We start from the raw sequence: 11,761 nt of genomic DNA on the forward strand, positions 1-11,761 counted from the left end.
TATCCAAGATTGGCGTCTTGCGATGAGTCGTTTTATGATTGAATTTGGTGACCGTTTAGACGGTCACGTTTAAACGAAAATGGCGATTACACAAAATACTAAACAAGGTCAGTGTAAATGCTAATCGTCTTAATGATAATTTTTATATGGCTGTATAAGTAATAGAAAACTCCATAATTTAATTCCATAACAGAAGATGTATGTGGTTTTTATTCATTAATTTTTTTATCAAAACAGGGAGAGAATCTAGCCTTTATGGGCATTCGCTCCTTAATTCTTGCCATATTAACGCTAATATCTTCCTCAGTTACCTGATAATCGTTCCATAAATGGTGATAAACACTGACACTCTCTGGCCATCTGTTTACTACGGAAAAACCTCGATTCAAGCATTCCTGATGTATAGCTTCATATCTTTTCTTCAAAAATAACAGCTTATCTCTGAAAAAAATCACATGTCCTTTTCCTAGTAGGTATTTTTCTGATGTACTCAAGGTCACATTACCTTCCCTCCTAGCTATTTCATTGGGAATTCGAGTTAACTCTCTATGTTCGGCAAGCAAATGTTGATCACACAATTCACTTGGCTGGATAAGATTTATTCTGGTCATAATTTTTAATCACAAAATCGTTAAATGTTATTTTTTTTCAATTAGATAGGGTTTGGGAGGTAAAAGCTTTCTGTAGCCGTAGGCCTTAGACGCCTTACTATCTCACCGAGAGAGCACCTTTAAAAGACTTGCTCATGATGAAGAAATGTGGATTTTTGAAGCAGATCTCAAAAATGGCTCATAAGGCATAGAAGGGGACTGATACCGAAAACCGACGCGTAAATATTGACATTTCGCTTACCACCGAAGTATCACAGTTCCTTCCCCTATATTCTTTCCCATGCCTTTTATGGCTATTAATCTGAAAAAGGAAAATACTCGTATGTATGATATTCATGTTGTTCTCAGTAATACTCCCGGCGCTCTTGCGTTACTCGGTTCTTTACTTGGTAAAAATGGCGTTAGCCTGGAAGGTGGTGGCGTTTTTACGATTGGCAATGAAAGCCACGCACATTTTTTAGTTGAAGATGGAGAGCTGGCCCGTCAGGTCCTGATGGCTGCGGGTTTAGATGTACGTGATGTAGTTAAGCCTTTAATCAGAAAACTAAATCAGGAACGGTCTGGTGAACTGGGTGAAGTAGCTGATGCTATTGCACGAGCCGGTATCAATATAATTACCCAATATAGTGACCACAATAACCGCTTAATTCTTCTTACTGAGAATAACGAATTTGCTGCAAATGTCACCATTAAATGGGATGTATCCCAGGAATGAAAAATAAAAGCCATTAAGCCATATAAACGAATAAACCGACTAAACTGTAAAACATTCAATTCATCGAGGATTTGGTTGAATAAAAAGGCTTTATCATTCCGAAAAATTTTACAAAGTGGAGTATATGATGGCTGAAAAGCAGCTTGAATTTGATGAAGTGATTGAAACGCTGCCATTGCACAGTTGGTCGGAAAACGTACCTCATTCAGTACAGCAGAATGCACTGATTTCTTTGGAACTGGGTAAGGTTCTCTATCTGCCAGAACTGAGTTTCTCTTTGATGTCAGAAGAGCAGACGTTGCTCAGAGAAGACGCGGTCAAAGCAGGGCGTAAGAACATCAGTTACCGCCCGGATGAACATAAAATAGCAGGAGTTGCGTTACAGTCCGATGAACAGCTGGTGCATGTGCTGATGCAACGTTATTATGAACACTGTCAGCAATTGATTGAGCATCTGCTGCCAATATATACAAAAGTACTGCATACACCAGTCAATTCGCTGCGGGTTCATCCGGTAACCGCATGGAAAACAGGTAACTCCTGGCGTAAAGACGATAGTCGGTTACATGTAGATGCATTTCCTTCCAGACCGATTCAGGGCCAGCGTATTCTTCGCATATTTACTAACATTAACCCAGCTGGCGAACCTAGGGTATGGCGAGTTGGTGATAAATTCCCTCAGATAGCCGATCAATTCCTTCCTGCTACCCGTAGTTATTCCCGTATTAATAGCTGGTTACAGCACAAACTGGGGATAACCAAAAGCCGCCGTACCCATTATGATCATCTGATGCTCGGGCTGCATGATGCGATGAAAGCTAACCAGCAATATCAGCAGCAGGGTGCTCAGTTAGAAGTTCAATTTCCTGCTGGTAGTACATGGATTTGCTACTCAGATCAAACTCCCCATGCTGCGATGTCAGGGCAATTTATGCTGGAGCAGACTTATCTATTGCCAATATCTAAAATGGCTTCGCCAGAAAATTCGCCACTAAAAGTGCTGGAAAATAAGCTCGATAAAGCACTGCTGTAAATAGTTTGGCCGGGCTAAATATTGGACATTTTTCGTTAAAGTCCGGCCATTAATCATAATTAATGCTCAATCTGCATATATGGAGTAAGGCATCATATTCAATTGATGAACTGAAATAGGATGCCACCAATTTATAAACAAATGACATAATTATTTGAGCAATAACCCAGTGATGAACCTGTTTAAGTATCGCATTTATCATATCAGGCTCTTTAATAGCTAACAGGATTGCAATGATAATTCCCACCAGAATACCTGCTAAAAACCACATTATCTTGTATTTGCATTCTCCTTTTTGTTTATATTGGCTGTCATGCCATTTTTTTCGGCCCCGGAATTCTTTAGGGTTGTAGTAGTAGTCTTTTTTAGCTGAATTTGTCATGGCGTTTTTAAACCCTCCCGTATTATTGCCCGTTATTTGTTCAAATGCGTAATAAAATTGAATCAGACTAGCTGTAAATTTTTACTGCCCGATCATGATATTTTTCTTTGTTAAGTGGAATATCTTTTCCTATAAAAGCGGATGTCAGACATTAATGTATTTTCTGATAGTTTTGCAACTATGCGTTGATTAGATAAAAAGTTAGGGATTGAAAAGACGTAATAAATAAATGAAGGGGAGGTTGGGGTTGTCTACTGACTGTTGAGAGAGTGCCAGAGTCTACACAGGTTTGCTTAAAAATATTTGGGTTTAGATACGCTACAGTTTCGTGAATGGAATGGGATAAAATAAGGCCGGAAAATCCGACCTTACTATACTATTACTCGAAATCTTATTGATCTGCTGCTGGGCCACAACCACCAATGATCTTAGAGATAGATACTGCCGGATGCAGCAGGTAATCATAGCTACAATTATTTTTTTTATTTTCCACACGACCAGTACATGCAGTCAATGTTGCCAAAACAGTCCCTACTAATACAATTTTAATTAATTTTTCCATAATATTTAATAACACCTTGTCTTTTTTAGTTCCTATGAAAATTAAGCTAAATTAAATCATTAGCTTAATTAGATTATATTAAACCAACAATAATTTCAAGTATTATTGTCATCATCAATGGATGGTTTAGCATATTAAAAATATGTAATAAGAAAAGTTAGCCTATAAAAGTAACACTATTTAGTTAAGAGTGTTTGGATGGAATAGGGCAAAGATTTTTCGAGATGTGGGTAATCTGGCTATACCAATTAATTATTTTCATCGGCATCTAAATTTTTTGAGAATTCAATAATGAAATTTACGTTCAACATATTTATTTCTAATTGTACAAAATTATAAGCTAAGATAAATTTATTGAATAAGATCTCTATCTTAAAGTAAATATCCAGCGCATACCGTGTGCGTGTAAGGCGCGTTTCCGGTTCATAGATCAACCTGTCATAGCTAAAAGGAAATATTATATGCGTATTCGTTGTTCAGCGCGTTTGCTGATCATTAGCCCGTCTAATCGGGTGTTATTATTTAATTTTGTACATAATGAGGGTGCATTAGCCGGTCGGTCATATTGGGCCACGCCCGGAGGAGGTGTTAAAAAAGGAGAGTCTTTTGAACAAGCCGCTATTAGAGAACTTCGTGAAGAAACAGGTATCCGAAAAGATAATGTTGGACAATGTGTTGCTCAAAGAACATTTGAAATGATTCTCCCTAGTGGAGAGGCTGTTTTAGCAAAAGAACATTTTTATATCATCAAGTTTGATAAAGAAGATATCAATACCACTGAATGGACTGAAAATGAAAAATCAGTTATTAAACACCATCATTGGTGGGGTATTGATCAGCTTACCAATACGGTGGCAACTATTTATCCCAATGATATACCAGCAATATTTTTTAGCGCGGTAAAAAATAATATCCATCAGGAGTCATAACAGGCTACTGAATTTTTCTTCCAGATATTCTCGTATTGCTTCAATAGTAGCTAAACGTAAATTCCGATTTTACAAATCGGAATTGATAACGAGGTTGCTGGATTTTTGGTACGCATTGTTTACGTGGAGTCCACAGACCAGCTTTAACTATATGTGTTAGATAATTTTCTTTTGAGAGATAAACATCATGCTTCTCATTAAATGTTTCAAAGGACTCAGCCCAAATCGGACATTACTATATCGGTGCTACATCATGGGTTCGCATAATCTCGAACCGCGTTATGTTGAATTGCGGGCTGCCAAAATATCGCATGGCAGCCCAGCAATTTAGACATAACGTGGATTATGCGAATCCCACGCCGATCATACAGTTATAACCCCTAACTTTCGCTCTCTCTTGGTTACAAGAGAGGGGCTATGAAGATCATCTATTTCGATTACATCGCAGGTTTTGGCATCAATGCTCTTGTTTCCGATGAATGGGATTTTTACCCGTCTGTTGATGAATTGATGTATGAATGCACCTCCCTTTACGGCAATCAAATAGTGTTCGTCTCTACGGCGACTACTTCTGGTAATTTCACTGGCTATCAGGAATCTTTAAAATGATGACTGATAGAAGCGTTATTATCGATTATCTGGCCTTTTCTGCGCCGCTTTCATGTATGAAAGATGTTCATACTTTTCAGGAAAAAGGGCATGAATGGCGTAAATATGAATTTTTGCCATCTTATCGACATTATCAGCACAGCCAATTTACTGAATCAGTATTAGGCAAAGATTACGAAGCGTTACCTGATTCAGGTGAGGTGTTTTCTTCTTCGATTGAAGATATCAACCGTAAGGCTGAACGCTATAACAGAGAATTATTGTCCTGTTTACATTCACGCCTGAGACGTTTTATCGCTGCTGTATTTGGATTATTTGTTGGTCCTGCTCGCGGTGCAGGTGGTTTTGCTTATCAAGATTCAGCCATTCTTTATTCTGAAGATGGTGGATATGAGCATTTCGGCATGATCTACTGGGGTGGGAACAATGGCACTTTTTACGTTCAGATTGGCGGAAAGGGTTGTACACATGTTATGAGTGGCACAACACCGGAAAAAATCTATAAGTGGCTTAAACATTTAGATATCACATCATTAAAACGATTGGATCTCGCTACTGATGATTATGACGGAGTGTTCACTTGCCATCATGCGTTATCAGCCTATAAAGATGATGCGTTTTATGGTGGTATGGGTCCAAAACCAAAATTAGGCAATGCGCATGAAATAGATGCAGCAGGGTGCTATACCAAAGAAATAGTAACGGTCGGTTCTCGGCAATCACGTGTTTATTGGCGCGTTTACAATAAAGCCCTTGAGCAAAAAGTTTCCGGCACTTGGTATCGCTCTGAGGCTGAATTAAAAGGCGTACCAATTGAGGTACTTTTAAATACACAAGGAACTTATACAGGGTTGTGCCCTTATGCGGCTTCGATTAACCCGACTAAGCCAGCACCAATTCCGATTCTTTTAGGTCGCAAGGCCGTTGATGCTATTGAATCTAAAGTTAAATGGCTTAGGAAACAGGCTTCTTCTTCTATCGCAAAACTTATTCACTTTTTTGAAGGGGACACTCAAGCCGTTCTATCAATGATAGTACGTGATGATCACATTTCTGATTTAAACCTGAAATTAGATTTGCCCCCAATATACCAAACACTAGTCAATGAAAAATTAGGAGTATCAACATGTCCGTTTTAGAAAAAATTCCATTTTATATAGAAGTCACTGCCGCAGATGTGAAAATAGAACAAAAGACACGTACTAATAAAAATACGGGCGAAATCACTCCCTATTATACACAGCGTGTTATTGCGCATATGGGGCCACGCTCAATGTCAGAGACAGTTATCACATTGTCAGAGCCAAATCCGTTACCAGAGGGAAAATATTTAATTTCTGGTTCTAGTTTATATCCAGGTAAACCATTTGGCGATAATCCACCTCGCCTTGAGTTTAACCAGTGGAATGTTTCTTATGTTCCGATGGAAACAGTTAAGCATTTAATTAAATTATAAATTAATTTTCAGGGATGGTTATTTTATGGATGACTATACCGAAATTACAACTAAATTTTGTCAGCCTCATATAAATATGATGACTGATAATAGTAGTTGTAACGATGTGATTTTGAAATTACCGAAATCAGAATTTAATAAATTTCAATCTTCGATGGTTTCAAACAGTCCGCCTTTAGGTGAATTTAATATGAATATCTTAGGGGCGGGATTAGGGCTTGTCTTAGTCTTTTATGTATTAGGTTACGGATTAGGACGCATGATAAAAATGGTTAACTTATAGGTCTATTATGAAAATTAAAAATATTATTTCTAGCGGTTATTTAAAAGCGGGTGTTGTAGCTTCTGTGGCGTTGAGTTCTGCGGCATTTGCTAATGATGCTTCACAACCATCAGCAGGCTATCTTGATGTACTTTTGAAACAGATTGATGTTGCGCCGATAATTACGGGTGTTGTTGGTGTGGCGGCAATAGTTATGGGTATTTCTGTTACTATTATGGGTCTAAAAAAAGTATCAGCCATGATAAAATCGTTTTAATTAAAAAAGCGTTTTAATGAGGGGCTTTACAGCCCCTTTTTAGAGGTGATTATGTGGGAATTAATGAGTTTTTTTACAGGGGTATTATGTGCATGGGCTGTAATACAGGGGTTTAATAGCTATTAATGACAGGTTATTTCCATGAATCCATATTCTTTGAAAAGGAAAATATTCATTTTTCCTTTGATGTTTATTGTATTATTTTTCCCTCTTTATCATTCTTACGCTAATCCGGCTGTGGCTATTGTTGCCCGTCCGATAATCACTCGTGTTTTCCAGTCTATTGTTACTCGCCGCGCAGGTATGGTAGCAGCGAATGATGCCGTCATGTTAAATACAGTGCGCTCAGGTACGATGCGTTATGTGGGACGTGTTGCGGCAAATGATTCTGTCTATAAACTAGCGAAAGTGAGTTCTTTACGTCATGCGAAAGATATTTCTTGGGTTTCTTTGGCTTTATCGTCAGGTGCAATAACATTACTTGATTTGAATGTTAATGGTAATGATAAGGTTAGTGTTTTTTTTGAACCGACAGCGGTTAAATTAAAGAATGGCCGTTATGCTATTAATGTAAATGGTAAAACAAAAATTGTCTCTTATAAACCATCTTTGAATAATCCTGTTATTTATACATATAGTTATAATATCGTTAATCCAATAGAAAAAGTAGATGTGTATGAGAATGATAAGTTAAGCAACGATTATAGATATTATTACAAATCTAATGATGGTGGTTTGTTTATGTCAAATGACTTACCAAAGTTAGCAGAACATCACGCATATCAAGACTTGGTTAAATATGACACTGGTAACAAAGTAACAAACGAAACCGTTGAAATAGATGATAAAAAATATGAATATTTAATTAGGAGAGTGGATGTTGAAACAAAATACTTAAGACATTCTATCGGTGAGTTTTATGTTGAAGCAGAAGTTCGGGTTACAAGGAACATAACTGAATTCAAATATGATTTTGACGTGTTAACTGAATATTTCACTGGCACTGAAACAATTAAAATATTTAATAAGCCTGATTTAGAAAAAGATTATGACTATTATAAAGACACTAGCGTTTCATCTCCTTTGTTATTAATAAATCGAGAATATACTGAAAAAAAAGATGATGACACTCAGGTTGGTACGATTGCTGATTTAAATTTGAATTTATATAAAAATAAAACATTACCTTTACAGAACCTTGCGACATTATTTAACGGTTTGTTGTTGGAGGCTGCTTTACAGCAGGGTTATGACGGCGTTCCTTTCAGTCAGGAAAATCCGATAACTGAGACTGAGATTCAGACTGCACTGAATGAATTGGGTGTTGATAGGGTGACTTTTTCGGATTTGTTAGCGAAAGCAGGAGCAGGGAATGTTATTAAAGTTGATTTTGAAGAAAATCCAGCACCAAATCCAAAGCCTTCACCTAATCCAAAACCACGTCCTAAACTTGATGAAGAAACTGATCTTGATGCAGAAAACATTCAATATCCTGAATTAGATATGCCTACAGCAGAACAAATATTAGCGCCTTATAAGTTATTTTTTCCTTTTTTACAGGATTTTACTATGCCATCTCGCAGTGCTCAGTGTCCTGTTTGGGATATCAATATTCCTTATATGAATTTTCGTGGAAAAATAGATTCCCACTGCCCATTAATTGAGGAAAACAGAGGGGTGATTGAATCTATATTTTCATTGGTTTGGGCGTTTGTCGCATTGCGTAGGTTACTCAGTGCATAGGAGATAAAATGGGACGTTTACTCACAACATTATTTAGCGGGGCGTTTAGTTTCATATTTAAAGGCATTGTTGCAAAGTTTTTCCTGTTCTTTGCGTTATTTTATGTTACGACTGAATTTATCCCCATTGTCATTGACTGGTTTTTGCCTAAATCAACCAATTTAGCGGATCTTTTTGGCGCTTTGCCCGATGCCATTTGGTATTTCCTTAATTTATTGCAATTTCCGCTAGGTGTGCCTTTGGTGATTTCTGCGATGGTGACGCGGTTTATCATTCGCCGCTTACCCATCATTGGTTAAATAGGGAGTCAGGATGCCTATTACAGCTTATGTGGGTGTACCGCGTTCAGGTAAATCCTATGAAGTCGTTAAATCGGTGATTGTTCCGGCGATTGCGTCCGGTCGGCGCGTAGTTTCGAATATTTACGGGTTAAATGAAGAAAAAATCAAAGCCTATTGTTTGAAACAAAATAAAAAAATGTCTCCTGATAATTTAGGGAAATTGATTTATGTTGAAAATAATCAGTGCCTGAATGAGGATTTTTTACCTTCAATGGATAATTTGGACACATTTTGTCGGGCGGGGGATTTAGTTGTTATTGATGAAGTGTGGCGTGTCTGGGGTAGTGATAAAGATATTCCTAAAAATCATCGTTCATTTATTGCTGAACATGGTCATTTTGTTGATAAAGACACGGGAATTATGTCTGATTTAGTCGTGATTAACCAGACCATTAGTGACATTCCGCGTTTTATCAAAGGGCGTATAGAAACCACGTACCGGATGCAGAAGCATGTTGCATTGGGATTAAATAATCGTTATCGGGTTGATGTTTTTCAGGGCGCAAAGGTCACTAAGTCTAACCGAATGACTTATTATCAGGAAAAATACGATAAGGCTATTTTTGAGTTATATAAATCGGTCGAGGGTAATAACCCGAATCAGCAGAGAACGGATGCACGTCAGTCTATCTTTTCATCTAAAACGATTCGAATACTTATTCTAACTGTCCCTGTTTTTATTCTGGCATCAGCTTATGTTGTTTATAACTATTTCAATCAATATTTGAATTCTGAAAGCAAGGTGGAAGAAGTTTCTACTCGTCAATCCACATCGACAACAGCAAAGACTGTTAGCTCAGTAATCAGTCCTGTAAAGCCAGTGATCTCTTTATCGGATAAATGGCGCATTACAGGTGAGTTAGTTAAAGATGGCAGGGCATATGTGATTCTGGCTGACAAGCAAGGTCGATTACGCCTTGAGCCTAGAAGCCAGTTCCAATACAGCGGACGACTTTTGCAGGGTGATATTGAAGGGCAGACCGTGAATTATTACTCTGGAGGAATACAATAATGAGAAAAGGGTTATGTTTAATTTTTTCCTTACTGGCCCTGTCTGCACAGGCTAAAAATGTGGATTTTAAGCTGGAAGCCGTACCATTACCCAAAGCGATTGGACTCATTTATGATGAAGTCTTACAAAAGCCTTATATGCTTGATCCGAATCTTGCCAGTGATACCAGCCTGATAAGTTTTCATGCCACCGATAAGCAGGATTTTAACCAATTTATTGTTCGTTATTTCCAGAACATGAATATTAACGTTCATGAGAAACACGGTGTCGTTTATCTCGTTAAGGTGAAACCGCCAGAACCGAAGGTGATTAAGCAAAGTTTCGTTTATAGCCCTGTCCATCGGGATGTTGAGTATTTACAGGGATTTCTAAAATCAGAAGGGGAAGTAGCTGCCAGCGGTGATAAATTGGTTTTCTATGGTTCTAGAGATGAAATTACACGGGTTCAGAGTGTGTTAAGTTCGGTAGATATGCCCTCTCGTGAGGTTGTGGTAACCGGTTATGTTTTTGAGGTTCAGGATATTGAAAAAGAGGGTAGCGGGATTAACCTGTTGGCTAAATTACTCTCAGGCAAATTAGGGATCAATATTGGTGTAAAACAAAACTATGAAAATTTCATTACGATTAATACGGGTAGCCTTGATGCAATGGTTGAGTTGTTCCGGCGTGATGAACGTTTTCATGTGGTGAGCAGTCCGACTTTGCGTGTGAAATCCGGTTCAAAAGGAAACTTTAGCGTGGGGTCTGATGTGCCTGTGTTATCGAATGTGACGTATCAGGATGGACGGCCTGTACAGTCGATTGAATATCGTTCTAGTGGGGTGATTTTCGATATTCAACCCACGATTAAAAGTCAGGCGATTGATTTAAAAATACAGCAGCAATTATCTAACTTTGTCAAAACAGATACGGGTGTTAACCAGTCACCAACCCTAATTAAGCGTGACATTGTCACTGACGTTTCTGTTAAAAGCGGTGAAATTATTGTGCTGGGTGGTTTGGCTGAAAATAAGGTAGAAGAGGGTGAAACAGGATTCAGTTTCCTGCCGAAAGGCTTTTTAACGGGCAAGTCAAAAGCTAATACGAAGACTGATATTATCGTATTATTACAGGTAAAAGTTATTTGACGTTATCGAGCATTGAAAAGCCGCCCCCGCAGCGTTGCGAGGAGGCAGGCTTTTCAGGCGCAGATAGCGTCATTTTGTTTTCGGTGAATAATTCATATCGGATCATTCGTAATGCCGTTTTATTACTCTTTTTAATTTCAATAGATTCGTTAAAAGATGCTTTCAATTCTTCAAAAAAATTCATGTGACACCGTATCAAAACTTTGTTGGTAAATGCCCGTAAGGGCATGTAAGGCGGCATGAGAAAGCCGATGGAGACACTGCTATTAATCCGCCGATACAAAAGGGGGATTGAATCAGGGAGCGCGAAAACCATCCCACTCTCTGCAAGGCCGTGAGCGTAGCGAACCACTAAACCATCAAAGAGTACGAAAGTGTGACCGTCGAATAGACGAAAGAAATGTTCAGCGGGTAAGAAAAAAATTGTCTCGTTTGATTACATAGTATTTGGTACAGAAATCCAAGAAATGGTTAGTGTGCAACCAATTTTATTTTCACCTTTGGATTTTTCAACTCTGTATCCAGAATAACGAATAAATTCTTCTATATATTCCTCGACACCAAATTCCAAGAGCGTTCTGAAATCATAATCTAACGCGATGCTCGACTTTAACATCCTATAACGTTGGATTGTTGAAGCCAGTCGCGTTGACTTTTACCTTGTTTAAAATTAGCAAAAATACCCAACGTGTGGGAAAGCAG

Annotated in this window: 16 protein-coding genes and 1 pseudogene; 12 read left to right on the forward strand and 5 right to left on the reverse strand. The window is 38.1% G+C overall.

All coding sequences use genetic code 11. From position 1 onward, the window contains the following. Positions 1 to 209 precede the first annotated feature (209 nt). Positions 210 to 611: a pyrimidine dimer DNA glycosylase/endonuclease V gene (locus AACX68_RS02175; protein WP_228860462.1), complete on the reverse strand. Its 402-nt coding sequence runs from the start codon at positions 609 to 611 to the stop codon at positions 210 to 212. A gap of 322 nt (positions 612 to 933) precedes the next feature. On the opposite strand from AACX68_RS02175, the gene AACX68_RS02180 reads away from it, so the two are divergent. Then, positions 934 to 1,326: an amino acid-binding protein gene (locus AACX68_RS02180; RefSeq protein ID WP_228860463.1), complete on the forward strand. Its 393-nt coding sequence runs from the start codon at positions 934 to 936 to the stop codon at positions 1,324 to 1,326. Positions 1,327 to 1,453: 127 nt separating this feature from the next. Continuing rightward, positions 1,454 to 2,359, forward strand: a complete 906-nt coding sequence (locus AACX68_RS02185) for a Kdo hydroxylase family protein (protein WP_228860464.1) — start codon at positions 1,454 to 1,456, stop codon at positions 2,357 to 2,359. A 49-nt stretch (positions 2,360 to 2,408) separates the two neighbouring features. On the opposite strand, the gene AACX68_RS02190 is transcribed toward AACX68_RS02185, so the two are convergent. Further along, positions 2,409 to 2,741, reverse strand: coding sequence for a hypothetical protein (locus AACX68_RS02190; RefSeq protein WP_228860465.1), 333 nt, complete (start codon positions 2,739 to 2,741; stop codon positions 2,409 to 2,411). A 391-nt stretch (positions 2,742 to 3,132) separates the two neighbouring features. Then, a complete protein-coding gene (locus AACX68_RS02195; RefSeq protein WP_099110242.1) occupies positions 3,133 to 3,303 on the reverse strand; it encodes a YhfL family protein in 171 nt (56 codons plus the stop codon). A 461-nt stretch (positions 3,304 to 3,764) separates the two neighbouring features. On the opposite strand from AACX68_RS02195, the gene AACX68_RS02200 reads away from it, so the two are divergent. The 10 genes from AACX68_RS02200 (at position 3,765) to AACX68_RS02245 (ending at position 11,059) form a co-directional block, all read left to right on the forward strand. Beyond that, entirely contained in the window at positions 3,765 to 4,232 is a 468-nt protein-coding gene (locus tag AACX68_RS02200; RefSeq protein WP_228860466.1) for an NUDIX hydrolase, read from the forward strand. 417 nt (positions 4,233 to 4,649) lie between these two features. Continuing rightward, entirely contained in the window at positions 4,650 to 4,841 is a 192-nt protein-coding gene (locus AACX68_RS02205) for a hypothetical protein (protein WP_228860467.1), read from the forward strand. Further along, positions 4,838 to 5,980 (forward strand): replication initiation factor domain-containing protein, encoded by a 1,143-nt coding sequence (locus tag AACX68_RS02210; protein ID WP_228860468.1) that lies wholly within the window; start codon positions 4,838 to 4,840, stop codon positions 5,978 to 5,980. The genes AACX68_RS02205 and AACX68_RS02210 overlap by 4 nt, the downstream gene beginning before the upstream one ends. Beyond that, positions 5,968 to 6,297 (forward strand): hypothetical protein, encoded by a 330-nt coding sequence (locus AACX68_RS02215; RefSeq protein WP_099110238.1) that lies wholly within the window; start codon positions 5,968 to 5,970, stop codon positions 6,295 to 6,297. Before AACX68_RS02210 ends, AACX68_RS02215 begins: the two co-directional genes overlap by 13 nt. Positions 6,298 to 6,322: 25 nt before the next feature. Beyond that, positions 6,323 to 6,580, forward strand: coding sequence for a hypothetical protein (locus AACX68_RS02220; RefSeq protein WP_228860469.1), 258 nt, complete (start codon positions 6,323 to 6,325; stop codon positions 6,578 to 6,580). Positions 6,581 to 6,587: 7 nt separating this feature from the next. Continuing rightward, positions 6,588 to 6,836, forward strand: a complete 249-nt coding sequence (locus AACX68_RS02225; protein WP_228860470.1) for a hypothetical protein — start codon at positions 6,588 to 6,590, stop codon at positions 6,834 to 6,836. Positions 6,837 to 6,977: 141 nt separating this feature from the next. Next, entirely contained in the window at positions 6,978 to 8,579 is a 1,602-nt protein-coding gene (locus AACX68_RS02230; protein ID WP_228860471.1) for a hypothetical protein, read from the forward strand. An 8-nt stretch (positions 8,580 to 8,587) separates the two neighbouring features. After that, positions 8,588 to 8,878 carry a DUF2523 family protein gene (locus AACX68_RS02235; protein ID WP_099110234.1) on the forward strand — a complete coding sequence of 97 codons (291 nt, stop codon included), beginning with the start codon at positions 8,588 to 8,590 and terminating at the stop codon, positions 8,876 to 8,878. Positions 8,879 to 8,891: 13 nt separating this feature from the next. Next, positions 8,892 to 9,932: a zonular occludens toxin family protein gene (locus AACX68_RS02240; protein WP_228860472.1), complete on the forward strand. Its 1,041-nt coding sequence runs from the start codon at positions 8,892 to 8,894 to the stop codon at positions 9,930 to 9,932. After that, a complete protein-coding gene (locus tag AACX68_RS02245; RefSeq protein WP_228860473.1) occupies positions 9,932 to 11,059 on the forward strand; it encodes a type II secretion system protein GspD in 1,128 nt (375 codons plus the stop codon). The genes AACX68_RS02240 and AACX68_RS02245 overlap by 1 nt, the downstream gene beginning before the upstream one ends. Here the strand turns inward: AACX68_RS02245 and AACX68_RS02250 are convergent. Then, complete coding sequence (locus tag AACX68_RS02250; protein ID WP_339389258.1) at positions 11,052 to 11,243, reverse strand: hypothetical protein; 192 nt, start codon at positions 11,241 to 11,243, stop codon at positions 11,052 to 11,054. The two genes, AACX68_RS02245 and AACX68_RS02250, sit on opposite strands and share 8 nt — an antisense overlap. Before the next feature lie 425 nt (positions 11,244 to 11,668). After that, positions 11,669 to 11,761: pseudogene (locus AACX68_RS20035) on the reverse strand (IS982 family transposase); the annotation flags it as partial.

The organism is Xenorhabdus sp. PB61.4 (assembly GCF_963894935.1).
Lineage (GTDB): Bacteria > Pseudomonadota > Gammaproteobacteria > Enterobacterales > Enterobacteriaceae > Xenorhabdus > Xenorhabdus stockiae.